Below are 26,665 nucleotides of genomic sequence, written 5' to 3'. Positions count from 1 at the left end.
AAGAACTCCCCTAGTTGGACACCTTCAGAAGGAGTGCCACAAGCGGCGGGCGCCGTTGCTCGCCTGCTCGGCTTTCCCCTCCCAATCAAGGACGTGCGCCGGTGCGATCCCGCTCAGTCGCATCGCCGGCAGACGGTTATCCGACCCTATCGCTCCTTCCTGTGTCCCCAGTCTCGACTCCCGGCTCACCCGTCCCTGGGTCTACTCACGGTCCAAGTAACTGGCCTACACTGGCGGGGTGAACACAGCGTATGAAGATCTGCTCCGCCACGTCCTGGCAAACGGCAACCACAAGTCTGACCGGACAGGTACCGGCACCAGGTCAGTCTTTGGGCACCAGATGCGATTCAACTTGGCCGAGGGATTTCCTCGCATCACCACGAAGTTTGTGGCCATGAAGGCCGTCAAGGGTGAGCTACTGTGGTTCCTTCGTGGCGACACGAACATTAACTGGCTGAAGGAACGCGGGATCACGATCTGGGATGAGTGGGCCGATGAGAACGGCGAACTCGGACCCGTCTACGGCTACCAGTGGCGGTCGTGGCCGACCCCGGACGGTCAGCACATTGACCAGATTCAGAAGGTCATCGATCAGCTGAAGAACACCCCCGACTCGCGCCGAATTCTCGTCTCGGCCTGGAACGTGTCGGATCTGGATGACATGGCACTGCAGCCGTGCCACACGATGTTCCAGTTCTATGTTGCCGATGGAAAGCTGTCCTGCCAGCTCTACCAGCGCAGTGCCGACCTGTTCCTTGGCGTCCCCTTCAACATCGCCTCCTACGCGCTCCTCACCCACATGATTGCTCAGCAGACCGACCTCGAGGTCGGAGAGTTCATTTGGACGGGTGGCGACTGCCATATCTACGACAACCACGTGGCCCGGGTTGAGGAGCAACTGAGCAGGGAACCATACCCGTTCCCCACCCTGGATCTGAAGAAGGCTCCGTCGATCTTTGAGTACGACATGGACGACATCTTCACTGTCGGCTACCAGCACCACCCCGCCATCAAGGCCCCGGTTGCCGTATGAGCCTGGTGGCTATCTGGGCGCAGGCCCACGACCGCGCTATCGGCAAGGACGGCGCAATGCCGTGGCACCTGCCCGAGGATCTCGCACACTTTAAGAGACTCACCTCCGGCCACCCCGTCATCATGGGTTCGCGCACCTACGACTCCCTGGGCGGGAAGTACCGGCCCCTCCCAAACCGCAGGAACATCATCCTGACCCGGAGCGACCGGGAATTCCCCGGATGTGAAACCGTGTCCTCCATTGAAGAGGTGCGGGACATGTTCGACGGCGAACTGGCGTGGATCATGGGTGGCGGACAGGTCTACGAGGCCGCCATGCCCTACCTCGATGGCATCGTTGTCACCGATATTGATCTTGCCGTGCCGGGGGCCGATGCGTTTGCTCCGCAGCTTCCGAACTGGGATGTCGTGGGTGCGGAACCGGACCGAGGGTGGCTCACCTCAAGGACGGGACTTAGGTACCGTTTCACGGCGCTTGCGCGGCGCGGATCCAGCCCGTGGACTGAAGACCCCCTCTTGGAACCTGATCATTCTCAGGGTTAATTCAGGGGAACGCCCCATGTATCGGATACCTTGTCATTGGTTTACTTAATGAGGAAGACCGTTACTTGAGGAGATTTCCCATGTCCACTCCAGCGTTCACACGCGAACTTGCCCCCATCTCAGATCCAGTCGTCACAGTCCGTCATCTCAAGAAAACCTTCGGCATGGGAACAACCGAGGTTCCCGCCCTGCGCGGCATCGACCTCGACATTGGTCGCGGGGAACTCACCGCCATCATGGGACCCTCCGGATCCGGCAAGTCCACCCTCATGCACTGCATCGTAGGGCTCGAGGCGGCAACCGCAGGCACCGTCAACATCGACGGCAAGGAAGTGACTGCCATGAAGGAATCGCAGCTCACTAAGCTGCGCCGCGACAACATCGGCTTTATCTTCCAGTCCTTCAACCTCGTTCCCACGCTGACGGCCCGCGAGAACATCATGTTGCCCGCAACGATTGCCGGCAGGAAGGTCGACCAGAAGCGTTTCGATCACGTTGTCGAGACCGTGGGCCTTGCCGATCGGCTCGATCACCGGCCGAGCGAACTTTCCGGTGGTCAGCAGCAGCGAGTCGCATGTGCGAGGGCCATGGTTGGCTCCCCCGACGTGGTCTTTGCTGACGAGCCAACCGGCAACCTCGATTCCACCGCGACCGAGCAGATCCTCAAATTCCTCCGCACCTCCGTGGACGATCTTGGTCAGTCCGTTGTCATGGTCACCCACGAACCCGACGCGGCCGCGTGGGCGGACCGGGTGGTTGTTCTGCACGACGGTCAGATTCTTGGCGAGCTCCGCAACCCCACGCGTGACAGCGTGCTGGATGCTCTCCGGAACGGTCGGTAGCCATGTGGCAAGTGACGATGCGCGGGATCCGCGCACACTTGGGAAGATTCTTCCTCACAGCCCTCTCCGTCATGCTCGGCATCGCCTTCCTGTCGGGAACGCTTGCCTTCCGTGACGTCCTCGGGCAGACCTTCCAGGAGCTGACGACAAGCACGGCCACGGGCGACCTCACCGTCCGCGGCGAACCCGTCGACGCTGATCTCGCCTACGAGGGTGGCAACATGCCGATCAGCGCATCACTCGCGGATGAGATCAACGAGGTGCCGGGTGTGGAGGGTGCGTACCCGAACTACATCGGCACCGCCATGATCTTTGATCACGACAATCAGCCCGTCAATCTCGCGCAGGCCCCCGCCCTCGCCTTCAACTGGGTTGCGGCCACGGACGAGGAACGACTCTCCGAGGGCCGCGGCCCCGAGAACTCGAACGAGGTCGTACTCGAGGCGGGAGCGGCCGAGGATTCGGGCCTCAAGGTTGGGGACACGACCGTTCTCCTCATCGGCGGAGAACCGATGGACGTGGAGATCGTGGGGCTCCTGTCCTTTGGCAGCCCCATGGCGGGCGCCTCGGTCACCATGCTCTACCCGGATCTGGCCGAGCAGTACTTCGGAGCCGATGGCATGGTGTCGAACATCGTCGTCGTAACAGATGGGGATCCGGAGACAGTCCGTGACGACATCCTGGAGGTCCTGCCCGACAACTACGAGGTGCTGACCGCGGAGGAGATGCAGCAGGAAACCGAGGCGGCCGTCGCAAGCGTCCTCAACATGATCAACACCTTCCTCCTGATCTTCGTTGCCCTCGCACTCGGCATCTCCATTTTCATCATCACGAACACGTTCCGGATCTCGGTCAAGCAGCGCCAGAAGGAGTTCGCACTCCTGCGGGCCGTTGGCGCCTCCCCGCGCCAAGTGTTCACGGTTGTCTTCGTCCAGGCCATCGTCATTGGACTCGTCGGATCCGCCGTCGGTGTGGTGGCCGGCCAGTGCCTCGTCCTCGCCATCCGAGCCATGCTCGAGTCCTACGGCATGCCACTCGACGCCGAGCTCATCATGACTGCCTCGATCATCGCCACCTCCATGGTTGTTGGTGTCATCGTCACGATCATCGCGGCCCTTCTGCCGGCCCGCGCCGCAGCCCTCATTCCTCCGATCGAGGCAATGCGAGAGACCTCGGGAGCAACCGAGAAGTCCCTGCAGTTCCGCACGATTCTTGGCACCGTCATGTTTGCTCTCGGCATCGCCAGCTTCACGGTGGGAGCTCTGCGGGTGTCCGATCAGGCCGGCTGGTTCCTTGGCATCGGCGCGGCCCTCATCATCATCAGCCTCATCGTCCTGATCCCGGGGCTCATCAAGCCCGCCGTGGCGGTGCTGGGATGGCCGCTTCGGAAGCTGTTCCCCGTGGTTGGCAAGATCGCGGCCGAATCCACCGTGGCCTCCCCACGCAAGACCGCCTCCACGGCCTCCGCACTCATGATCGGTGTTGCACTGGTCGCCACCGGTGCAACCCTCGCCACGTCCCTCAAGGCGTCGCTGTCCGACATCATCGAGTCCTCCGTGACCTCGGATCTTGTTGTCACCACCAACACGGCGATCGCAGATCCGTCGAACGGTGTGGAGCGCATGGAGGCCGTTGACGGGGTGGCGAACGTCGATGCGTCACTGAAGTCCGGGCGGGCATTCATCGCCGGAGACCAGCCCGAGGCCGCCACGGTCGTGGCCCTGACCGAGCACACGACCCAGCCCCTCGGACTCGAGTTCGTCGAAGGAAGCTTCGACTCATTGACTGATGACACTCTTGCCGTCAGCGACACGTACGCGGACTCCAAGGACATCGCGGTCGGTGACGAAGCCTCGCTGATCCTGGCCGATGGCACACCGAAGACCTTCGAGATCACCGCCATCATCTCCACGGAGCTGGTCAACACCCCGTTCTACTCGAGCGAGGAGGTGTTCTCGTCCCTTCAGCTCGACTCGGTCAGCACCGGGATCATCCTCATCGATGTTGCGGACGGCTACGACATCGATACCGTCAAGCAGGACGTCATTGACGCCGTGAGCGACATGTACCTGTTCCAGGTGTTCGACAAGGACGAGTACGTTGGTCAGATCGCTGCCAGCATCGACATGGTTCTCACCATGCTCTATGCACTCCTTGGTCTGTCGATCGTCATCGCCGCTCTCGGCATCGTCAACACCCTGTCCCTGTCCGTCTCGGACCGCACGAGAGAGATCGGCCTGCTCAGAGCAATCGGTCTTTCCAAGGCGGGGGTACGCGCCTCGATCTTCATCGAGTCAATCATCCTCTCCCTCCTCGGAGCCATCATCGGCATCCTTGTCGGTATCCCGCTCGCGGTCGGTCTCAACACGTACCTGGCGGACGATTCCACCGCGATGAACGTGGTTCCCTGGGGTACGCTCGGAGTCATCCTGCTCCTCGCCGTCCTCGTCGGCGCTCTCGCATCCGTCCTCCCTGCCCGCAGGGCGGCGCGCCTCGACGTGCTCGACGCCATCGCCACCGAGTAACGGCAGGCCGTGGCAGGCGGTAGCATCCGGCTCTGAACGACGAGCCACCAGCTGGGAAGGTCTGGTCCGCGAGCGCGGGCCAGACCTTCCTTCACGTCACTACCATCTCTTCCCTTCACTTCACTACCCATCACTTCCCCGTGTTCGATGGATTGAGCTCGGAATCGGACAGAAAGCTCCATCAACCTCGGTGGTCGCGCAATGTTGCTCCCACATCACGAGACGGCGCAACAATTACTCAACACCGTTGAATTGATGTTCTGAGGAAGTGTTTCTACACAGTTGGCATTCACTCTAATCCCCGCGAGCTCACCGATAACTCCGGATCGAGAAAGTGGCGGATTTGCTCAGGATTTTGACCGTGGCCGGGACATTTCTTACCGGACCGCGTTGGGCAAATGACCGGAAACCAGTGCGAACTTGCCAAACCCCAATAGGGTAAAGGAGTACCTCAAATTGGTAAGGAAACGATTTTCCGCTCCCTAACGTGGCGGAAAAACGGCACTGTCTAGGTGAGAGGCCCCGTGGAGATGTCCGACAACACATCGAATCTGCCGCCCAATTCGTCCGCTGAGAGCGCCGAAAAAGCGGAGACTGCAAGGGCCCGCCGGGCCGCCAAGAAAGCCGACAGGGAGGCGCGGGCGGACCGGTCGTTCCTCGGTCATCCACGTGGTTTGATGACGCTGTTCAGCGTTGAAATGTGGGAGCGGTTCTCGTACCTGGGTTTCCAAGCGATCCTTGTCCTCTACCTGTCGGACGCAGTAGCGAACGGCGGCCTTGGGTACACGGAGGAGGTCGCCTCCTCCGTTGTGGCAGCCTACGGTGCCCTGCTGTATCTGCTTTCCATCATTGGTGCGTGGATAGCGGACCGCATGACCGGCACGCATCGTGCCGTGCTCTGGGGCGCCATCATCATTGCCGCCGGCCACATCCTCATGGGCATGCCCGTCGAGTGGGCCACCTGGTCCGGCCTTGGCCTCATCATCATCGGTACGGGCCTTTTGAAGCCGAACATCAATTCGATGGTTGGTGAGCTGTACGAGAAGGGCGATAACAGGCGCGATAGTGGATTCTCGATTTACTACGCCGGCATCAACAGTGGCGCCTTCGCCGGTCCTCTCGTGGCCGGTTGGCTGGGCCAAACCTACTCGTGGCATACGGGCTTCCTCGCTGCCGCTGTCGGCATGGTCCTCGGCGTCATCCAGTACATTGCTGGCTCGAAGCACCTGGCCGGCCGCTCCCGTGGCGAGAAGATTCGTGCGAACTTCAACGATGGATGTGACGGTGTGGCGCCTCGTTGGTCTCGTGGCCGCCGCCGTTGTCGTGTCCCTCATCTTTGCCTTCTCCCAGGACGATGCGCTCTCCGCCCTGGTCAACATCATCACGGCGCTCACGATCATCGTGCCGGCCGTGTTCTTTATCTGGATGTACCGCTCCCCCAAGGTCACTCCCACGGAACGCGCCAACCTCCTTCCCTACCTGCTCCTCCTCGGCGCGCTCGTCCTGTACAACCTGCTGTACTTCCAGTCCGGCAACACCCTCAACCTGCTCGCACTTAACGGTGTCGATAACGAGATCTTCGGATTCAATTACCCCTCCACCTGGTACATCTCCCTCGCCGCGATCGTCGAGATCATCATGGGTCCCGTGCTGGCGTGGCTGTGGATCAAACTGGGTTCCCGCCAACCCCACGTCGCGGCCAAGGTCGGTCTCGGCGCCGTTCTTGGTGGCATCGGCTTCCTCGTTGTGGCGCTCGGTGCGAGCCTGACCCCGGGTGGTGCCCTCATGTCGGGTGCCTGGCTCGTCATCTGCTACGTGTTCCTCGGCCTCGGTGACCTCACCCTCCAAACTTCCGGCATGTCGGCCACGACGAAGCTGGCACCCCGCGCCTTTGCTTCGCAGACGATGGCGCTCTGGTTTGCTGCGATGGCTCTCGCCCAGGGCATCCAGGCTCAGGTGGTGAAGTTCTACGAGTTGGAGAGCTCGGTCTTCTACTTCGGCATTCAGGGACTCGTGGTCGTCGCCTACGGCCTCCTGCTCATGGCACTTACTCCCTACCTCAAGAAGCGCATGACCTCGGTCGCTTAGGCGGCAGAAAGGACAACCGTGGAATACATCAAGGACTTCCCTTACGACACAACGATCGTGGAGGACTGGATCCCGCTCTCTGATGGGACGAGACTGTGGATGAAGGCGTGGATGCCGGTAACGGACGAACCGGTTCCCGCCCTTCTCGAGTACCTGCCCTACCGTGCCGGAGACTGGACTGCCCCGCGCGATCACGAGCGGCACCCGTACTACGCGGGGCACGGCTACGCCTCGATCCGCGTCGATATTCGCGGCCACGGCAACTCCGAGGGGATCCCCGGTGACGAGTACGACGCCCAGGAGCACGCCGATGGTGTTGAGGTGATCAACTGGATTGCGTCTCAGGACTGGTGCACCGGCAAGCTTGGCATGTTCGGCATTAGCTGGGGTGGCTTCAACTCCCTCCAACTCGCCGCCCTGAAGCCGGAGCCGCTCAAGGCCATTGTCACGACCTGCTCCACCGACGACCGCTACGACAACGACGTCCACTACTTCGGTGGTTCCATGCTCGCGGTGGACATGCATGCCTGGGCTGCGACGATGCTGGCCTTCGAGTCCCGCCCGCCGGACATCCGAGTCTGGGGTGACAAGTGGCTGGATCAGTGGCAGGAACGCCTGGAGGGCATGGAGCCCTACATTGATGAGTGGATGAGCCACCAGGTGCGTGACGACTACTGGAAGCACGGATCCGTGTGCGAGGACTACGACGCGATCGATGCGGCGGTTCTGGCTGTGGGTGGCTGGTACGACCCCTACCGCGACACCGTCCTGCGTCTCGTGGAGCAACTCTCCAAACGCGGCAAGAACGTGCGCGGGCTCCTTGGCCCCTGGGCACACCAGTACCCCGACCGCGACCTGCGGCCCGGACCCCACATCGACTTTCTCGGCGAAACCCTGAAGTGGTGGGGCACGTGGTTGAAGGATGAGGACACGGGTGTCATGGAGGAGCCTCTCCTGCGCACCTGGATCACCGATTCTCTTCCTCCCTCCTCGTTCTACGAGGAGATCCCGGGCAGGTGGGTGGCCGAGACGTCCTGGCCATCCCCCAATATCCGCCCCTTCGAGCTCACTCTCGACGACGGCCAGGTGTCCGCCGCCCAAACGGGCGGCGCGGTCCTCATCAATTCGCCCCAGAACACCGGAACCGGATCGGGACGCTACTTCCCCTACGGCAACACGGCCGACCTTCCCACGGACCAGCGTGAGGACGATGGTCGCAGCGTCACGTTCGACTTCCCCGTGGGGCAGAGCTTCGAGATCCTCGGAAACGGCTCCGTTCTCGTTCGGGTGAAGTCAAGGGCAGAGAAGGGGCAGATCTATGCCCGCCTCGTCGACGTGGCACCCGATGGGTCAGCAACCCTCGTCACTCGCGGCAACCTCAACCTGAGCGCACGAGAGGGCCGCGACAAGGCTGTTCCCATGCCCGTGGGCGAGTGGGTGGATGCAGTATTCCCCCTCACGGGAATCGGCTACCACTTCAAGGCGGGCCACATTCTCCGACTGTCGCTATCGACGGCCTACTGGCCGTGGATCTGGCCCCAGCCGGAAGCACAGGGACTGACGCTCGACCTCGCGCAGTCGTCCCTTGTTCTGCCTCAGCGGAGGATCCCGATGGAAGGGACGGACGACGCAAAGCTGGATGCATCCATCACCTTCGATCCGCCGGTCCAGCCAGTTGGGTTGGATGTGGAGTACCCGGAGGCGGGACGAGCCGGAAGCAGGCGTCCCGAGCGGCTCATCTCCACCGACATCGCAGCCCGAGAAACTATCCTACAAGCCGACCCCTCCTACGGCGGCACACGCATCTATCCGGACGGTCTGCACTTCACGGAGGACTCGGTCGAGCGGTACTGGATCAATTGGGATGATCCCACCTCGGCACGTACCGAGGCCGAGTGGAAGGTGAGTTTGGAGCGTCCCGAGCAGGACTGGAAGGCGTCCCTGACCGCGGACACGAGGATCAGCTGCGATGCCGACTTCTTCTACACCGAGTCGATCGTCCACTGCTTCAACAAGGACGAGGAGATCTTCTCCAAGACCTGGACCAAGAAGATCCCGCGAGAGACGTCGTAGAAGCTCGGTCGCGCTGACCTGGACGTTGCGCCGTGACCTGCGCGAATTACTTTGAAGTCTGATTGGATAGGCCCGGACGCGTACCGGGCCTATCCTCATCCCTTGCGCCAAGGAAGCCCACAGGCGCTCTCGTTCCCATCGAACGTAGTCACGCGCACTAGACTGTGTGCGTGACTTCTTCGCTGTTTGAACCCGCCCGTCAGGCGCTTCACGATCACCTGTTCTCTCGCGATCTGCCGCTTCCGACGATTCGTTACCGGTACGAGCACTGCCTGCGAGTGGCCGCGATCGGAAGAAGAGTTGCCGAGGCCGAGGGCTTGGACGCTGACATTCTCGAACTCGCCTGCCTCCTGCACGACATTGGCAAGTTCGACGCGACCGTTCCCGTTGATCACGGCAGGGCAGGGGCGCAGCTTGCTCGCCCCATCCTCGAAGGTCTCGGTCTCGATTCAGATCGCGTCAACGAGATTTGCCAGGGCATCGCGATGCACACGGATGGGAAGTGGAACTACGACCAGGACTCCCCCGACCATCCCGGCCACGATCTCTTCGAGAACGAGCCAACCGTGCTCGCTCGTAGCGTGGGCGATTGCGACAATGCGGATCGCTACTCTCTGCTCCGCATTCACGGAACCATGAACTGGGTGAAGTTCTCGGAGAAGACTGCCGCAGAGGGCCTGGAATGGATCGGCGAGTACCTGGCCCACCTTGATCGCGAGCGAGAGTACACGTGCGCGACGAGGACCGCTCAGGAGCTCTGGGAGGGTGCGCTGGACGATCACACGACATACTTCACGAGGCTGGCGGTACAGCTGCGCCCAGCCGCCATCGACTAATAGGCATTGATGCGTTTCCACAGACGCGACTCCATACAAGGGAAGGCCCGCCGATAGTGGCGGGCCTTCCTGAGAAGAATGAGCAAATGATTAAGTCAGTTAGTTAGTAGACGAGCGGGACACCGTGGTCGCGGAAGCGTTGACGGATGTTCTCGACGCTCTCCTTGCTCGGGGGCTCTACTCCATCGAGCTTGTACTGGAGTCCCAGGGTCTCCCACTTGTCCTGCCCCATCTGGTGGAAGGGGAGAACTTCGAGGCGTTCGACGTTGGGCCAGCGTGTCACGATCTTCGCGACGGCATCGACGTTCTCGATGCTGTCCGTCCATCCCGGCACCACAACGAAGCGGATCCAGACCTTCTTGTTGAGTTTCGCGAGACGATCACCAAAGTCAATGGTTGGCTGGAGTTCCCTGCCCGTCACTTCCCTATAGGTGTCGGGGATGCCGGACTTGACGTCGAGGAGCACGAGGTCGAGGTCCTCGAGATCCTCGTCCTTGAAGTAGTGGCCGAGGTTGCCCGAGGTGTCGACTGCGGTGTGAATGTCGTTCTGCTTGGCCTGCCGCAGAATGTTCTTGAGGAAGGCCGGCTGCATCATCGGCTCACCACCGGAGATCGTCAGTCCACCTCCGCTCGACTTGAAGACTCTGCGGTAGCGGAGAACGCGCTTCATGATGTCGTCCACCATGACGGGTTCCCCGTCCTTCATTTTCAACGTGTCGGGGTTGTGGCAGTACACGCACCGGAGCGGGCACCCTGCAAGGAACAGGGTCATGCGGCTGCCGGGGCCGTCCACTGCCGTGACGAGTTCCCACGAGTGTACCGAGCCCACGCGTCCCTCACGGACCGCCTCAAGGTGTTCGTGGCGGGAGAGGGTGGGTGCGGGGGCCAGTCCGTCGATGCCGGATCCGGCCACCCGAGGTACCTCAAACTCTGAGGCCTCGGGGGCCGCAATTCCGGAAACGCCGTCGGTCATACGCGCTCGTGGAAGGTGCGGGAGATGACGTCGAGCTGCTGCTCGCGGGTCAGTCGCACGAAGTTCACCGCGTACCCGGAGACACGGATGGTGAGCTGGGGGTACTTCTGCGGGTTCTCCATTGCGTCGTAGAGGGTATCGCGGTTGAGCACGTTGATGTTGACGTGGTAGCCGTTCTCGCCCATGTAGGAGTCGAGGAGGCCAACAAGGTTCTCGATCTGCTCGGGCAGGTCACGGCCGAGACCCGAAGGCACAACCGTGTTGGTCAGGGAGATACCGTCCTGTGCCTCGGAGTACGGGAGCTTCGCAACTGACAGGGCGGAGGCAAGCATGCCGTGGGTGTCGCGGCCATTCATCGGGTTGGCACCCGGTGCGAACGGTTCGCCCTTGCGGCGACCATCGGGGGTGTTGCCCGTGTGCTTACCGTAAACGACGTTCGAAGTGATGGTCAGGACCGACTGGGTGTGGAGCGAGTTGCGGTAGGTGGGGAGCTTACGGATCTTCTCCATGAAGCTCCTGACCAGCTCAACTGCGATCTCGTCAACGCGATCGTCGTCGTTGCCGAAGGTCGGGAAGTCGCCCTCGACCTCGTAGTCGGTGATGAGGCCGTCTTCGTTGCGGAGGGCGCGAACGGTTGCGTGCTTGATGGCGGACAGGGAGTCGGCCGCGACCGAGAGGCCGGCAATGCCGCAGGCCATGGTGCGCAGGATGTTCGCGTCGTGCAGAGCCATCTCGATGCGCTCGTACGCGTACTTGTCGTGCATGTAGTGGATGCAGTTGAGGGCATCGACGTAGGTCTGTGCCAGCCAGTCCATCATGACGTCAAGCTTGGCGTAGACATCGTCGTAGTCGAGGACGTCGCCTTCCACCGCCGGCATCTCGGGAGCAACCTGCTTGCCCGAGATCTCGTCCTTGCCGCCGTTGATGGCGTAAAGGAGGGTCTTGGCGAGGTTGACGCGGGCTCCGAAGAACTGCATCTGTTTGCCGATCGCCATGGCGGACACGCAGCATGCGATGCCGGCGTCGTCGCCCCAGCTGTCCTTGATGAGCTCATCGGATTCGTACTGAATCGCGGAGGTCTCGATCGAGGTGCGCGCACAGAAGTCCTTGAAGCCCTTGGGGAGCTTCTCCGACCACAGCACGGTCAGGTTCGGCTCGGGAGCGGGACCAAGGTTGTGGAGGGTCTGGAGAAAACGGAAGGAGTTCTTGGTGACAAGCGGGCGACCATCCGCACCGATACCACCGATGGACTCGGTCACCCAGGTCGGGTCACCGGAGAACAGCTGGTCGTACTCGGGGGTGCGGAGGAAACGCACGATGCGGAGCTTGATGACGAAGTCGTCAATGATCTCCTGGGCTTCAGTCTCGTCGATGATGCCAGCGGCGAGATCCCGCTCAAAGTAAATGTCGAGGAAGGTCGAGGTGCGGCCGAGGGACATGGCAGCACCGTTCTGCTCCTTCACGGCGGCGAGGTATGCGAAGTACAGCCACTGGACCGCTTCCTTCGCGGAGGCCGCGGGGCGGGAGATATCGAAGCCGTAGGACTGTGCCATCTCCTTGAGCTCACCGAGTGCACGGATCTGCTCCGAGAGTTCCTCGCGGTCGCGGATGACGTCCTCGATGGAGCGCTCGTTGTCGAGGGCTGCCTTCTCTGCCTGCTTGGCTTCGATCAGGTAGTCAACGCCGTAGAGGGCAACGCGACGGTAGTCACCGATGATGCGGCCACGGCCGTAGGCATCGGGCAGGCCTGTCACGATGTGGGAGGAGCGAGCCTTGCGAACGTCCGGCGGGTACACGTCGAAGACGCCCTGGTTGTGGGTCTTGCGGTGGTTCGTGAACACGTCCTTGAGGAAGGGATCAACCTCGTAGCCGTAGGTCTTGAGGGAGTTCTCAACCATGCGCCAGCCACCGTTCGGCATGATGGCGCGCTTGAGAGGAGCATCCGTCTGGAGACCAACGATGACCTCATTGCCTTCGTCGATGTAGCCGGGTGCGTGGGCGGTGATGGTCGACGGCGTCTTTGCATCGATGTCGTACACGCCCTTCTCGCGCTCCTCGGGGAACATGCCGGACAGGATGTCCCAGATCTTCAGGGTGCGATCGGTCGGTCCTGCGAGGAAGCTGTCATCTCCTTCAAACGGCGTGTAGTTCTTCTGGATAAAGTCGCGGACATCGACATGCTCAATCCAGGCTCCGGATTCAAAGCCTTCCCATGCCTTCTTTTCGTTGATAACGCTCATAACATTCCCTCCCGGAAGTGCGGATCACGCCCTCCTGTTTGATGATTTAAGGCTATGAAGCGAGGGCCGAAAAACATGGGCGGGAAGTCCCAAACCGGACTTAAACACGGCATTTTCCGGGGTGCGTTTTGTCACGCTTCGGGACCATAGCCACCAGTCACCCCCGTGACCGGCACATATAAGAGGGCCCATCACAAAGACAGATCACATTGCGTTCTTTGTCAGGTCAATCACGTCCCATTGGCTCGCGTCAGGCGTCCGCCAGTGCAAGGCCCACGAGGAAGTGATGACTGTTACTGGGATGCGGCCTGGCGGTAGCGGTCAGCGGCACTCGCTACCGCATTGTTGTACTCGACGGAACGGTTGTAGGACCACACTGCATCGATCCAATCATCGCCGTTCGTAAGGTCGCCTCCGTTGAAGCACAGGTGCCGCCCAGCAGCCAGTACCGCGTCATCCATGTTCTGCGGATCTCGCACGCCATCGAGGTTCCCATCGGATCCGAGGTAGTCCCACGTTGAGGGAATAAACTGCATGGGTCCCACGGCGCGATCCCACACCTCATCACCGTCCAGCACTCCTCCATCAGTATCCGGGATCTCCGCGGTCGACGACTGACCATCGAGTGGTATCCCGAAGATCTCGGGGTCCTGCTGACCGTTGTCGAGGATGCGACCACCCTGGAGGGTGCCGTGCCGGGACTCAACGAAACCAACGCCGGCTAGGGTTGACCAGTCAACGTTGCATTGGGTGCTCCCCTGCGAGAAGGCGATCTCCGCCCCCGCATACGACCGCAGCGCCCTGATCGGTATCCCGGTTGCGTCGGCGGTATCGGCCAGCCACTCCTCATCGACGAGGTCGGCAAGGCCGTACTCACCAAACAGCTGACCGTTACCCACGGCGGGCACGAGTTGTTCCTGGGGGAAGATTGAGGTTGGTGGGGTCCACTCGGCCTGGCGGCCACTGGGAGCATTGCCGAGCGCAAAGGCCACTCCGACAACGGATGCAATGGCGATGCCGCCACCAATGAGGGAGTTGCGAGTGTTCTTTTCCAACGCGCCCCTTCCCCGCAGTCGTCATGTCCGCCCCCTATTCAACCGGGCCGAGCCTTGCCGAGTAAAGGGACGTGACCATTGCCTCCCGCCACTTCCCAGGGACTGGACGCAGCCAGTACCCGGAAGCGGGCGACGCAGCGGGCTTCGGCGGGTTTCCCCAAATCGGTCTAGATTGCGGGGTCCCCGGATCGGTCTAGATCAAGGTTTCGTGCCCGAGGCAACCCGCGGGCACGAAACCTTCCTCAACACCACCTCAAGACGTCACATCGGGCGAACGAATCAGGGGAACGAATCAAAAGAACGATTCAGAACCCGAGTTCGCTGCCTCCCTCACTACCTCGACCGATCGACTTCCTCCAGGGAGCGGTAGAGAGCCGCAACTGTCTCGCAGGTGTCAGCGGGAGGCGTGTAGTTGTTCGTGAGTTCTCGGAGCTCAGCGAAGTCCCGATCACTTCCCGCAGAATCCGAGCTGATCGCATCCGTCAACTCACGCACCCTCGCCATCTCGGGATGATTAGGCCCGTGCACGCGTTCGACGATGGGGGCGAGTTCTTGGGCCTTTGCCAGTGTAGTCATGTCTTACTCCTTTGATTGACTGCACCCAGTATCGATCCGGCATCGGCACCGCGTCATTGACGCACGTCAGTTACCGAAAGAATGCGACTCCGACTTCTTCGACGCTGACGCATCGCGGATTGCTCGGAGCGATGAAAGCTCGCAAAGGTCGGGACTCGTTGGCCCTATCCCGCTCGCGCTTCCGCTTCTACTAGATCTTGCCAATGTCGGTGCGCTTCTCGGCCTGGAACACGTCCTCGACGCGGCCGTTGGCCCAGTATCCCGAGAGAGAAAGCCGCTCGCGCGGGATCTCCAGCTCGTTGAATACTGCCCTCAGTTGCTTCATGGCATCTCGCTCACCGTGAGCAAAGACGGAGACGGTGCCCTTGTCGGCAAGGCCGAGGCCCCGCACCTTGGCCGCGAGCGCAGCCGGGTCGTAGGCGTCGTGTCCGCGGACGAGCCACTGGACGCTGACGCCTTCGGGGTGGGCGACGTCGAGTCCGTGCTCGGACACCTCGATGACGGCCGCACCTTCAGCATCCTCGGGGAGTCGTTCCAGGCCGGCAGCTATCGCGGGAAGTGCGGACTCGTCACCAACAAAGAGGTGGAAGTCGGATTCGCTATCGGGTTCCCACTTGCCTCCGGGTCCCATGAACTGGATGAGGTCGCCCTCCTTGCAGTTCACTGCCCACGGCGCCGCCACTCCCTCATCACCGTGAATAACAAGGTCGATGGCGAGGCACTTGTTCTCCTGGTCCACCCAGCGCACGGTGTAGGTGCGGGTCTTTGGCCAGTTCTCGCGGGGTTCGGTTTCCTGGATCTGGCGAACGTCAACAACGTGCGGGTACGGCTTGCCCTCAGGATCAAAGACGATCTTGATGTAGGCATCGGAGAAGCCGATGTCGTTGAATGAATCGAAGTTCGGGCCCCCGACAATAAGTCGAAGCATCGTGGGGTTCAGCCACTCCTTCGACAGCACCTCAAGGTGGGTGGTGGGGCGGCTCGGACGTTCTTTCGTCATCATTCTCCAGTCACGTTAGGTAAGCCTAACTATAGGGTGATCTGCGGGGTAGGCACTAGGAATCTAGTCACGTTTACGCTGGTAGCACCAGCATTGACCGTTTCGTCCCGGTCTCGAGAATCCTCGGTGCCGGACCAGGCGCCGGATCAATTGCGCGTCGTCTTGAACGTCGTTTTTCAAGACGTGTTCTTGCTGAGAGCACCGGTGCCTTGTTGAGGCTTAGCTTCTTGAGCGCATCTTCTAGAAGTAGGAGGCGATCAGCCCGTTCTCGGTTTCGAGGACCTGAACGTCGGTCTTGAACACTCTCGAGAGAACCTCGGGGCGCATGGTTTCTTCCGATGTGCCGAACTCTGTGACACGCCCGTCGTTCATCGTGCAGATGTAGTCCGCATACTTCCCTGCGAAGTTGATGTCGTGGATGACGATGACGATGGTCTTGCCCAGTTCGTCGGCAGCCTTGCGGAGCTGCTTCATCATCTGCACCGAGTGCTGCATGTCCAGGTTGTTGAGCGGCTCGTCGAGCAGGACGAAGTCGGTGTCCTGCGCGAGAACCATGGCGACGTAGGCGCGCTGGCGCTGGCCGCCCGAGAGCTGGTCGAGGTAGCGGTTCTCGAGATCCGTGAGGTTGAGGAAGTCGATGGCCTGCGAGATGTACTCCTCGTCCTCCACGGTCAGCCTGCCCTGCGTGTAGGGGTAGCGACCAAAACCGACGAGCTGGCGCACGGTGAGGCGAGTGATGAAGTGGTTCTCTTGGCGGAGGATCGACAGCTTCTTAGCGATCTCCTTCGACGAGCAGGTCGCCACGTCCATGCCGCCCACCTCGATCGTTCCCTCGTCAATATCCAGGAGGCGACCGATCATGGTGAGGATGGTGGACTTGCCGGCACCGTTCGGTCCCACGAGAGCGGTGATGCCCCCGACGGGAATGTCGAGGGTGACGGGTCCGATCTGTACGTCCTGGCTGTAGACCTTGACGACATCCTTTAACCGAATCACAGGCGTCCCTTTCGCATGATGACAATGAGGAAGACAACGCCACCAATGAGTTCGATGATGATGGTGACGGCACCTCCCGCGTAGAAGATATTGCGGAGCACGAAGTAGGCGGCCCCGAGAACCACGAAACTGATGAGAGAGGCGACGGGGTAGATCAGGCGGTGATCGTAGGTGTCCGTCAGCGAGTAGGCCAGGGTGGCGGACAGGAACCCGAGGAACGTCATCGGACCAACGAGAGAGGTCGTCATGGCCATGAGCACCGAGACGAGGAAGAGAACCTTCATTACCTCCCTGCGGTGGTTGATACCCAGGTTGGTGGAGACGTCCTTACCGAGTGCAACCGTGTTGAGTCTCGGGGACATCCTCCACAGAGCAAAGGTGCAGAGAGCAACGATCGGGATGGCGATCGGGAAGTAGTCCGAATCCGCGTTCGAGATGTTGCCGAACAACCGCGCCGTCAGCACATCGAACTCGTTGGGATCCATCATGCGCTGCATGAAGGTGGAGAGGGCACCGAGCCCGCCACCGATGACAACTCCGACGAGAAGCATGATGTGCATGTTCCCGAAGCGTCCCGAGAGCAACCAGCCGTACAGTGCGCAGGCAAGAGCCACCATGAGCGCCGCCTGCAAGACGAACTGTCCCCGGCCCAGGACCATGGTAATTCCGGTGGCGCCAAAGAAGAACACGACGCTGGTCTGAATCACCGTGTAGAGGGCCTCGAAGCCCATGATCGACGGCGTGATGATGCGGTTCCCGGTCACGGTCTGGAAGCTGACGGTGGCGAATGCCTGGCAGACCGCCACGATCGCCATCGTGATGAGCACGTCGGCTCGCATCGAGGCGATCTTCCAGTAGCCGGCCGAACCGAACTCCATGCTGTTGTCCCACGAGAGAATCGCGAAGGCGATGACGACGGCGAGAACCGTCAAGGCCGAGACGATGGCGACGTAGCGCCTGCGTTGCTTACTGTTCGTCAGGGGCCCGGAGGAGGCGCCACGGGAGCACTCAACACGGGACCTCGCCAGAGGACGCCGCCCACCCGGTTTGCTCTGTTTGGGCTCCGGCTCAGGAAGCGGTGCAGGAACAACCTGCGGCTCCCTGGTTTGGCTGAGCAGAGAGGTGCGGGGTGGAGTCATTGGCTCCTCCTTCACGACGGGATGGTTGACGATACTAGCCATGGCTACGCTGCCTCACGAGTAGGAAGATGAAGACGATGGCGCCGAGAACGCCCAAGATCAACGAAACCGGCACCTCGAGGGGCATGACGATCGTGCGGCCGATGATGTCACACACGGTGACGATGCAGATGCCGACGATGCAGACCCAGGGCAGGTTTGTGCGCAGGTTGTCGCCCCTGAAGAGGGACACCATGTTCGGAACGATGAGGCCCAGGAAGGGCAGAGAGCCGATGACGACGGTCACGACACCGGTCACGGCGGCAACGATCGTGATCCCGGTAAAGATCACGGCGTTGTAGTTGAGTCCCACGTTGGTGGCAATGTCCTTGCCAAGTCCCGCGACCGTGAACCGGTCGGCGATAAAGAACACGACGATGAGGAGTGCGAGAACGATCCAGAGCAGCTCGTAGCGGCCGCGCACCACCATGGTGAACGAGCCAGCGAACCAGACGCCGATGTTCTGAAGCATGTCGGTCTGGAGCGCCAGGAAGGTCGAGAACGCACCAACGACGGCACCAAGCATGATGCCGACGATCGGAACAATGAGTGAGGACTTGAGGGTGACGCGGCTGAGGAACGCGAAGAAGATGATCGTGCCAACAAACGCGAACAGGATCGCGCCGATCATGCGGACCACGATCGGCGCCTGCGGGAAGGCAATCATCGTGACGAGCAGGCCGAGGCCCGCCCATTCGGTCGTGCCCACGGTCGTGGGTTCCACGAACCGGTTCTGAGTCATGAGCTGCATGACTAGACCCGCGATCGCCATCGCGGCACCCGCGAGAACGAGCGCGATGGTGCGTGGCACGCGGGTAATGAAGAACATGTTCCAGCCATCTTCCTGGCCGGCAATGTCGTAGACACCAACGAAAAGGGACAGTACAACAAGGGCGATCGTCACGAGGATGCCGATGGTGAGCGCCACCTTGCCGTTGCCACGGCGCGACGCATTGCGGCTTCGCACGATTGGCCGCTTATCTGCGTCCTTGGTCGCTACTGTCGTTCCCACATCGTTCCTTTAAATTCGGGTGTGGGGTGCGCCTGCTCAGGCGCACCCCTTAGGTCCGTTTACTCCGAGAAGGCTTCCGCCATCTGGTTGAACAGCTCCGTGTAGTGCTGGATGTCTTCAGCGGTGTAGAAGTTCGGGTTCAGGTAGATAATGTTTCCTTCCTGTACCGCGGTCACTCCAGCAAGCGCCTCAGATTCCGCAATGAGTTCCTGTGCGGTTGCCGAATCCTCGGTACCCACACCGGCGTCACGGTCGAGTACGATGATCCAGTCCGGGTTCGCCTGAGCGATTGCCTCAACCGAGATGTCGTCGCCCTGGTGGTTGGTCGAACCGTCGAGTTCGAGAGCCGGGGTCAGGCCAATGACGTCGAAAACGGGGCCAATGGCACGGCCGGTCGACGGTGCCGAGTAGTTAATCGAACCACCGGAGGTCACGAGACCAACAACGGTCTGCTCGGGATCGTACGCGTCCTTCGCGGCCTCGATCGAGGCATCAAAGTCGGCAATGAGCTGCTCAGCATCGGCCTGACGTCCAAAGATCTCACCGAGAAGGGTGGTCAGTTCGCGCAACTGCTCATCGATCGGGTTGTTCTCGATGTCGATGTTCGTATCAACAAAGGCAACGTCGTCACCGATGGTGTCGCGGATGTCTTCTTCGTACTGAGTGAAGCGCTGTCCGTTGAGAACCAGGTCGGGCTGGGCAGTCACAAAGACCTCCATATCAGGCTCAACGTGGGTTCCGAGGTTCTGAATGTCGGCATTGTCGAGATAAATGGAGAGGACGTCTTCACCCACCGGCATGAGATCGAGCGGAGCTGCAGAGAGCTCAACGCCCCATCCGGCCAGAGTGCCGAAGATGCGGTTGTCGGTCGCAATGATCGACTGGGGGTCCTCAGGAAGGGCAACCGTGTTGCCCGCCATGTCCGTTACTTCAGAAGCAGGGGCGTCCTCGCCGCCAGCGTTCTCAGAGTCCGAATCGTTCCCGCTCGTAGCCGAGGTCTCGCCACCTTCAGTGGTCTCGTCGCCGTCGGTATCGCTGCCACATGCGGCCAGCATCAGAGCAACGACCGTAGCCAAAGCGATCGCTCCCGAGCGGGTGCGGTGCAGAGCTTTCATTCGCATTTCCTTTAGTAGGTGCAAGGGATTCCGGGCGAATTCCCTTGAAGTTAGGTTAACCTAACCTATTTAGATAATGCCACTGTTTCGTAATTCACTTTTCCTTGAAAACTCAACAATACCCAAGTGTCCCAGACGCTTTTTCCCGGGAAATGGCCAAACAATGCCGAAAGGGTCGAATGAGGCCAATATTCCTCGTGGCCTTTGTCACGAAAAACTGTCCCAAAAGCCGGCTTTTTCGTAATGCTTCAACAAACTGGATTCGTTAAATTTAGGCGCGTTTGTCCCGGAATATGAACAAAAACGTGGAACCCACACTCCCCCGAGGCGCACACCCGCCGACTGTCGAAGGTCCTACCCTCAGTCGCAGCTAGAGACACAAGTACAGTCGAAGCTTGAGGCACGTCAGCCAGCATCGGAAAGTAATCGAGAAAGGCCAAACTATCCCACTGATCATCCGCAACTTCAATCGCGAGTGTTCCTCGGGCGTTAGTCGTGGAAGTTGATGACGACGAGGTAGCCCTGATCAAACAGGATCTGTGCAAGCTCCTCCGCGCGATCATCGGTCGTGGCGAGGATGATCGGGGTGTCTATTGAGGGTAGATCAGGATTCCCCACAAGGTCTGTTCCATCGGTATCGATGATCGTGACGTCGGTGAACGGATCGACCTCTTCACCAGCAAACGGCTCCCCGGTGTTGACAACAACTGCACCAATGAAAGGAGCAAACTGCGCTTCGGTGCGGACCGAGCGATCCCGCTCGTCCGTCAGATAGGTAACCAGCCCAACATCCCCGGCTTCGGTGACAACCTCGGCCGTGCGAGCACTGCACTGCCCCGGGTACGATTCCAGGCAAACGCCCGAGGAGTCAATGATGATAATCATGTCACCGGTGGAAACGTCGGTCTCGTCGTCAAAACTCCAGTAAGTGGGTTCGGGTGTCGCAGCTTCCGGGAACCCATACTCGGTCAAGCCAAGGACCTGGCCTCCTTCACCATCGTCCCCACTGACGACAAGGTACTGCTTTGAGCTAGCGACGCCCGTGGGCTCTATCGGCTCCGGCTCCACCACATCGGTTGAACTTGAACATGCCGCAAGAGCCAAGAGCAAAGCCGCCCCCACACACCTCATGCTTTGAATCGTAGCCTCGACACAGGTGTTGCGCCACGGTTGGCTTACCTGGCAAGCATTGCAGTTTGGTCTCAACGACCAGGGGAAGGGGAGACTCGCTCCCTTTGCCCAAGGGTCTTTAGAACCAGCTCTGGCTCATTGTGTAGACCCCGACCGCGGCAACCAGCACGGAGAAGGTGCCGGTGAGGACCCGGGGCGGGAGCTTCTTGGAGTACTCGGATCCAATCAACCCGCCAACAATTGAGCCACCAACAAAGAGCCCGATGAGACCCCAGTCGATTCCTGAGTGGAAAGGCAGCCTGCCAAGGATGCCAACAATTGAGGAGATCACCATGATGAGAAGGGAGGTGCCGACAGCCTCTCTCATCCTCGTATTCATGACGAGGACGAGAGCCGGAACCACCATGAACCCGCCACCAACACCAAACAGTCCCGTAGCGAAGCCCGTCACGGTGGCCACGGCCACCAGCGTAACCTTCTCCCCCGTCGTCATGGGTTTGTTCGATACCCCAGTCGCCGCATCCTTCGATCGGAAGGTGTTGATCGCAAAGAGAACTGCAACGAGCAGAAGGAAGATCGCGAAGCTCCGAATGATGATGGTGTCGTCGATGAGAAGCGAGACCCTCGCACCAATGAATGAGCCAACGACAGACAGCCCACCAAAAATCAGCCCCTTCTTCACGTTTACGTTTCCTGCACGCACGTGGATGGTGAGCGAACCTGCCGATGTCAGGAGAACCCCGAGGAGCGATCCAATGGCCGCAGCGTAGGCGGATTGGTCGAGGAGGTACATGAGGGCGGGAATGGAGAGGATGCCGCCACCTGCACCGAGCAAGCCAACAACGATGCCAATCCCCAGGCCGGTCAAGAGTGGAAGAATCATCAGCCCTTCTCAGAAGTTGCTGGCACTACCCGCCAACGAAAATTGATCACGCCTCTCGATCGTAGACCCGCACGAAAGGAAACCCCTCATCAGTGAAAGAAGTCAGATCAATGACCGAGGCCAGATCAACTCAGATTCGGATAAGTGGGCCTTGAGATCGAAAGCTCTCGATGCGATCAACGGTGCATCGACTCTATGTAGGAGACGATTGGTCGGATGCTGTTCCGGTCTCGAAAGTCGACGACCTTGCCGTAGGGCTCGTAGGCAGACTGTGCCTCAGCATCCCCGCCCGCTGCGGCACGTCTCGTGCGCGGCTTGATGAGTTGCATGAGAATGCGGTGAACGGGCTTGAGCTTCGGGAAGTCGATCCCACCCCTGAGGTGAGACCAGACCATGGTCGAGGTCAGGGAGTCTGGGAGCACAGACTTGATGACCTCGCGATAGGCGTTCTGGTTGAGCGGGTTCGTTGGATCCGTCGCACCCACCAACCGTCACCCCAACGAACGTCACACCAGATCCGCTCTTCACAAGCCTATTGAACTGCCTGGAGCCGTAGAGTCCACCCGAGTAAATAGGGGCAACAAAAACGACGGTTCCCACGCCCACCAGACTGGGCCGGCTGCTCTCGCCGAGATCAGCGAGGTCCGCACCGACATCCTCAGCCAACCACTGGGCATAGGAACGGGAATGGCCGTAGTGGGAACGATTGACAATGAGGATTCGAGACGCGTCCTTCACAGACTCATTGTGGCATGCAGGCTTGGCCAAGGCAGGCTATTGCCAAGGTTCTCTGATCTTCAATCAATGAAATCTTTACTGTAACTTCACGTCTGTTACATCTCAAAAAATGATTCACTGATCAAGCCATTAATTACGCTAGTCTTTCGTTTCGTGTATTAAACTAGGGAAAAAATGGGACTAATGGCCCTTTGTTCAGTTTATTCTCAGCCTACGTTTAGAGGACAAACCAGTATTCTTTGCCCGCTGTCCGCCCCTCAACGACGAAGTAAGTAAAGCTATGAGCACCGATACCACCACCATCGAAACAGCCGATCAGACTGGACCAAGTCGCCGGTCATTCATGAAGTGGTCCACCGCCTTCGGTGGTGCGGCCGCCCTTTCCGGAACCCTAGGTCACGGCCTCATCAGGGCACGGGCTGAGGAACAGCCCACGGGTGATGCCACGGTGTTCCGCACCGCCAACACTCCCGAGTGCCTTCACTGCGCCATGCTCGTCCACGTTGAGGACGGTCAGGTTGCCAAGGTGACGGCCGATCCCGACTTCCACATCAGAGCGTGCGCGCGAGGCATCTCTCGCCGCCAGCAGCTCTACAGCCCCTACCGGCTCCAGCATCCCCTCAAGAGGGTTGGCGAACGCGGATCGGGTGAATGGGAGCAGATCAGCTGGAACGAAGCACTCGACACCATCGCGGAACAGATGGAGAAGATCCGGGACGAGAGCGGTAACCAAGCCTTCCTCCCTCTTGGCGGCACAGGCAACTGGTCGTCACTCTCCACGGGAGTCTCCGGCCTCTTTGCCGCGTTCTGGAACCGCTTCGGTGGCGCCACCCCGACCATCTCATCGCTGTGCTGCCCGAACGTGACGGAGGGCTTCAACGCGATGCTGGGTGGGCGACGCTCCGAGTTCCGTGAGGAATGGATCCATTCGAAGTACTTCATCGCCTGGGGCAACAACCCTGCGGTCTCCAACGTTGGTTACTTCAAGAACATTGTCAGGGCGCAGAAGGAGAACGGCGCACGCCTTGTCACGATCGATCCGCGGTTCAGTGAAACTGCCGGATTCTCCGACACTTATCTTCCCATCCGTCCCGGTACTGACGTCGCCCTCGCACTTGGCATGGCGAACGTGATCATCAGCGAGAATCTCCACGACGTTCCCTACCTCAAGGAGTTCACGAACGCTCCCTTCCTTGTCCGATTGGGCGAGAACGGCACGCGCTTGGAGGATCTGGATACTGACTGGACTCTTGGCGGGCCGCTCCCGATTGACCTCAAGGACCTTGAGCTCCTTTCCGATCCGGCTCCGTCCGAGGATGAGAGCCCCACGTTCTACGTGTGGGACGAGGAAGCGGAAGAGCACGTACCCGCCGACACGGAAGGCGTCTCCCCCGCTCTCAACGGAACGTACGAGATTGATGGAGTCATCTATCAGACCGTGCACGAGTGGATGACGTGGATTGCGAGCCGCTACACGCCTTCGAAGGTCGAGGCTCTGACCGATATTCCTGCGGGCACGATGCAGTCGATTGCTCGCGAGTATGCGGTAGCAAAGCCCGCCACCATCATTCTCAACATGTCTGGTGCGCAGCGAACCGACCACGGCACCCTCACAGTCCTCAGCCAGATCTACCTGTCGGCCCTGACCGGCAACATCGGCACCCTTGGCGGCGGCATTAACGACAATGGCGGCGTCAACCAGCTCCATACCATTGGCTCTCCCGTCCCTCTCCAGGACGTTCCCGCAATCGATCCGATCCCACAAACGGCGGTCGCCAAATACCTGTTGGAGGACAAGCCACACAAGATCCGAATGGTTTATGTGGCAGGCACGAGTGTCATGACTCAGCATCCTGACACGAACAGCATGATCAAGGCATTCCAGAGGCTCGATTTCGTTGTTGTGCAGGACCAGTTCATGACCACAACAGCCAAGTGGGCAGACATCGTGCTCCCTGTCACGACGATCTTCGAGACCCCGAACCTCCTTGCCGGCATCCGCAACCGACACGTCCAAATCATGGAGCAGGCGATCGAGCCGCTCTTCGAGTCCCGCAGCGATCACTGGATCCTCACGGAACTTGCGAAGCGGCTTGGATTTGGCGAAGCATTCGACAGGCCCGTCGATGAACTGTTCCGGAACGTTCTCGAACCCATCGGAATCGACCTCGAGGACGTGAAGAAGGGTCCCGTCAACGTGCTGCCCACACCGTGGATCCCATTCGAGAATAAGGACTTCACCACCCCATCGGGTCGCATCGAGTTCTTCTCCACCTACCTTCAGGACAAGGGCTTCGAACCCATGCTGGACTACCAGGAGCCGGTGGAAGCCCCCTGGGTCGATGAGGAACTGGCGGAGAAGTACCCGCTGATGCTAGTGAATCGACGTAACCATAACCAGGTGAACTCGAGCTTCAACCACCACGAGCACCTGCTGGAGATGTGGCCCGGTCAGGTCGCACAGCTCAATGCTCGCGACGCTCAGTCTCGCGGCATTAAGGATGGCGACATGGTCACGGTCAAGAACGATCGCGGCGAGGTCGAAGCAATGGCCAACGTGACTCACAAGATCCGACCGGGAGTCGTCAGCCTCATGACCGGTTGGGGAATCACGAACGAGAAGGAGAACGCCAGCCTTTTAACTCCCAGCAAGCTGGAGCCGATCTCCCTCGGCCAAACACTCAATTCCTCACTCGTCGAGGTGTCACTGAGAGACTAACGCTCTAGAAGCCTGTCGGAAGCCCCGCGGAGGTCCAAGAGCTCGCGGGGTAGCCCAAGGAGCGACGATCAATAGAGGTAACGATCAATAGATGTGAGGTCCCAGCACAGGCTGGGGCCTCACCCGTCGTTAGCCCGTGACCGAGGCTGAAGATGCTGGGCCCAGCCTCCCTGGTACCTCAACCGAGGGCAACGCAAAGGCCCCAGAACCTTGTTCTGGGGCCTTTCCACTTGGTGGCGGGGGCAGGATTTGAACCTACGACCTCCGGGTTATGAGCCCGGCGAGCTACCGAACTGCTCCACCCCGCGGCGACTTGTCTACTCTATGCCATTTGCGTTCACTTTCCAAGGAGGGAGGGCGTTAGGCCTCTCACATAGCCTGGATCACCACAATGCAACACGGGTCAAACAATCGCACAGCCCTACCAAGTGACAGATGATCGGCGGTAGCGGAGACCAAGTCATAGCTGAACTGCGGTGAGGCCCAAGTCTTGCCAGAACTGCGGTGATTGGAGGAGCCGCGGGCAGAAAACGGGAGGGCACCCGATTGGATGCCCTCCCGTTTACCTTGACCCGAGGTGTTACTCAGGCGTTCGGCTTAGTTCTCGCCATCGATTTCCTGCTGAGCATCGACTGCTCGCTGCAGGGCGTCGTTGAGATCGTCTTGCGCTTCGCCGTAGGCCGCCCAGTCACCGGACTGCATGGCCTCCTGCGATGCTTCCATGGCGTCCTGAGCATCGCGCAATGCGATGTCGAGACGTTCGGTCGGTGATCCGACGATCGGTCCGGTCGTGGTGTCCTCGGTCGGCTCCTCGGTCGGTTCGTCGGAAGGCTGCTCGGTCGGCTCCTCGGTCGGCGCATCTGTTGCGCCTTCCTTGGCTTCATCCGCGAGCGCCTCCCGCTCGTCCGAATCGACATTGGAGTCTCCTGCCTCCGCTCCCGAGTCTCCATCGAAGACTTGGTCGAGGGCCTCGTCGAGTGTCGGGGCGAATCCAACCTGGTCACCGAAGGCGACGAGCACGTACTGGAGCAGCGGGTAGGAGGTACCCTGCGATGCTTGGACGTAGACGGGCTGGACGTAGAGCAGACCATCACCCATGGGGAGGGTCAG

General features: G+C 60.3%; 20 protein-coding genes, 1 tRNA gene and 3 pseudogenes. 9 read left to right on the top strand and 15 right to left on the bottom strand.

What is annotated here, in order from left to right; all coding sequences use genetic code 11:
• Nucleotides 1-238: 238 nt before the first annotated feature.
• The 8 genes and pseudogenes from QMB98_RS00790 to QMB98_RS00755 all read left to right on the top strand — a co-directional run bounded on the left by QMB98_RS00790 (nucleotide 239) and on the right by QMB98_RS00755 (nucleotide 9,939).
• Nucleotides 239-1,033, top strand: a complete 795-nt coding sequence (locus QMB98_RS00790; RefSeq protein ID WP_371683720.1) for a thymidylate synthase — start codon at nucleotides 239-241, stop codon at nucleotides 1,031-1,033.
• On the top strand, nucleotides 1,030-1,575 hold the full coding sequence (locus QMB98_RS00785) for a dihydrofolate reductase (protein WP_371683719.1): 546 nt from the start codon (nucleotides 1,030-1,032) through the stop codon (nucleotides 1,573-1,575). Before QMB98_RS00790 ends, QMB98_RS00785 begins: the two co-directional genes overlap by 4 nt.
• Before the next feature lie 80 nt (nucleotides 1,576-1,655).
• Nucleotides 1,656-2,417, top strand: coding sequence for an ABC transporter ATP-binding protein (locus tag QMB98_RS00780; RefSeq protein WP_371683718.1), 762 nt, complete (start codon nucleotides 1,656-1,658; stop codon nucleotides 2,415-2,417).
• Between the two features lie 17 nt (nucleotides 2,418-2,434).
• Nucleotides 2,435-4,942, top strand: a complete 2,508-nt coding sequence (locus tag QMB98_RS00775) for an ABC transporter permease (protein WP_371683735.1) — start codon at nucleotides 2,435-2,437, stop codon at nucleotides 4,940-4,942.
• A 530-nt stretch (nucleotides 4,943-5,472) separates the two neighbouring features.
• Nucleotides 5,473-6,141, top strand: a pseudogene (locus tag QMB98_RS00770) (peptide MFS transporter); the annotation flags it as partial.
• A gap of 58 nt (nucleotides 6,142-6,199) precedes the next feature.
• Nucleotides 6,200-7,030 (top strand): hypothetical protein, encoded by an 831-nt coding sequence (locus tag QMB98_RS00765; protein ID WP_371683717.1) that lies wholly within the window; start codon nucleotides 6,200-6,202, stop codon nucleotides 7,028-7,030.
• 18 nt (nucleotides 7,031-7,048) lie between these two features.
• A complete protein-coding gene (locus QMB98_RS00760) occupies nucleotides 7,049-9,103 on the top strand; it encodes a CocE/NonD family hydrolase (RefSeq protein ID WP_371683716.1) in 2,055 nt (684 codons plus the stop codon).
• A gap of 170 nt (nucleotides 9,104-9,273) precedes the next feature.
• A complete protein-coding gene (locus tag QMB98_RS00755) occupies nucleotides 9,274-9,939 on the top strand; it encodes an HD domain-containing protein (protein ID WP_371683715.1) in 666 nt (221 codons plus the stop codon).
• 103 nt (nucleotides 9,940-10,042) lie between these two features.
• Here the strand turns inward: QMB98_RS00755 and pflA are convergent, their stop codons facing one another.
• The 13 genes and pseudogenes from pflA to QMB98_RS00690 form a co-directional block, all read right to left on the bottom strand.
• Nucleotides 10,043-10,912: a pyruvate formate-lyase-activating protein gene (gene pflA, locus QMB98_RS00750; protein ID WP_371683714.1), complete on the bottom strand. Its 870-nt coding sequence runs from the start codon at nucleotides 10,910-10,912 to the stop codon at nucleotides 10,043-10,045.
• Nucleotides 10,909-13,152, bottom strand: a complete 2,244-nt coding sequence (pflB, locus tag QMB98_RS00745) for a formate C-acetyltransferase (protein ID WP_371683713.1) — start codon at nucleotides 13,150-13,152, stop codon at nucleotides 10,909-10,911. Before pflB ends, pflA begins: the two co-directional genes overlap by 4 nt.
• Nucleotides 13,153-13,445: 293 nt before the next feature.
• Nucleotides 13,446-14,207: a lytic transglycosylase domain-containing protein gene (locus QMB98_RS00740; protein WP_371683711.1), complete on the bottom strand. Its 762-nt coding sequence runs from the start codon at nucleotides 14,205-14,207 to the stop codon at nucleotides 13,446-13,448.
• Between the two features lie 333 nt (nucleotides 14,208-14,540).
• Nucleotides 14,541-14,783, bottom strand: a complete 243-nt coding sequence (locus QMB98_RS00735; protein ID WP_371683710.1) for a hypothetical protein — start codon at nucleotides 14,781-14,783, stop codon at nucleotides 14,541-14,543.
• A 190-nt stretch (nucleotides 14,784-14,973) separates the two neighbouring features.
• The gene (locus tag QMB98_RS00730; RefSeq protein ID WP_371683709.1) at nucleotides 14,974-15,786 is read right to left on the bottom strand and encodes a siderophore-interacting protein; all 813 of its coding nucleotides are present in this window, start codon (nucleotides 15,784-15,786) and stop codon (nucleotides 14,974-14,976) included.
• Between the two features lie 237 nt (nucleotides 15,787-16,023).
• A complete protein-coding gene (locus tag QMB98_RS00725) occupies nucleotides 16,024-16,779 on the bottom strand; it encodes an ABC transporter ATP-binding protein (RefSeq protein WP_371683708.1) in 756 nt (251 codons plus the stop codon).
• Nucleotides 16,776-17,918 (bottom strand): iron chelate uptake ABC transporter family permease subunit, encoded by a 1,143-nt coding sequence (locus QMB98_RS00720; RefSeq protein WP_371683707.1) that lies wholly within the window; start codon nucleotides 17,916-17,918, stop codon nucleotides 16,776-16,778. The genes QMB98_RS00725 and QMB98_RS00720 overlap by 4 nt, the downstream gene beginning before the upstream one ends.
• 34 nt (nucleotides 17,919-17,952) lie before the next feature.
• Complete coding sequence (locus tag QMB98_RS00715) at nucleotides 17,953-18,969, bottom strand: ABC transporter permease (RefSeq protein ID WP_371683706.1); 1,017 nt, start codon at nucleotides 18,967-18,969, stop codon at nucleotides 17,953-17,955.
• A gap of 59 nt (nucleotides 18,970-19,028) precedes the next feature.
• Nucleotides 19,029-20,084 carry a siderophore ABC transporter substrate-binding protein gene (locus QMB98_RS00710; protein WP_371683705.1) on the bottom strand — a complete coding sequence of 352 codons (1,056 nt, stop codon included), beginning with the start codon at nucleotides 20,082-20,084 and terminating at the stop codon, nucleotides 19,029-19,031.
• 489 nt (nucleotides 20,085-20,573) lie between these two features.
• The gene (locus tag QMB98_RS00705) at nucleotides 20,574-21,155 is read right to left on the bottom strand and encodes a hypothetical protein (RefSeq protein ID WP_371683704.1); all 582 of its coding nucleotides are present in this window, start codon (nucleotides 21,153-21,155) and stop codon (nucleotides 20,574-20,576) included.
• Between the two features lie 178 nt (nucleotides 21,156-21,333).
• The gene (locus tag QMB98_RS00700; RefSeq protein ID WP_371683703.1) at nucleotides 21,334-22,098 is read right to left on the bottom strand and encodes a sulfite exporter TauE/SafE family protein; all 765 of its coding nucleotides are present in this window, start codon (nucleotides 22,096-22,098) and stop codon (nucleotides 21,334-21,336) included.
• 176 nt (nucleotides 22,099-22,274) lie between these two features.
• Nucleotides 22,275-22,583 (bottom strand): hypothetical protein, encoded by a 309-nt coding sequence (locus QMB98_RS00695; RefSeq protein WP_371683736.1) that lies wholly within the window; start codon nucleotides 22,581-22,583, stop codon nucleotides 22,275-22,277.
• A 64-nt stretch (nucleotides 22,584-22,647) separates the two neighbouring features.
• Nucleotides 22,648-22,836: pseudogene (locus QMB98_RS00690) on the bottom strand (flavodoxin domain-containing protein); the annotation flags it as partial.
• Between the two features lie 280 nt (nucleotides 22,837-23,116).
• Between QMB98_RS00690 and QMB98_RS00685 the strand changes: the two are divergent.
• A complete protein-coding gene (locus QMB98_RS00685) occupies nucleotides 23,117-25,555 on the top strand; it encodes a molybdopterin-dependent oxidoreductase (RefSeq protein WP_371683702.1) in 2,439 nt (812 codons plus the stop codon).
• A 231-nt stretch (nucleotides 25,556-25,786) separates the two neighbouring features.
• Here QMB98_RS00685 and QMB98_RS00680 read toward each other — a convergent pair.
• Together QMB98_RS00680 and QMB98_RS00675 are read right to left on the bottom strand one after the other, a co-directional pair.
• Nucleotides 25,787-25,863, bottom strand: a tRNA-Met gene (locus QMB98_RS00680).
• A 289-nt stretch (nucleotides 25,864-26,152) separates the two neighbouring features.
• Nucleotides 26,153-26,665, bottom strand: a pseudogene (locus QMB98_RS00675) (UPF0182 family protein); the annotation flags it as partial.

Origin of the sequence: Flaviflexus sp. (assembly GCF_041440645.1) — a bacterium.
Classification (GTDB): domain Bacteria; phylum Actinomycetota; class Actinomycetes; order Actinomycetales; family Actinomycetaceae; genus Flaviflexus.
The sequence above is the reverse complement of the archived record's forward strand: the minus strand, read 5'-3'. Positions and strand labels throughout refer to the sequence as shown.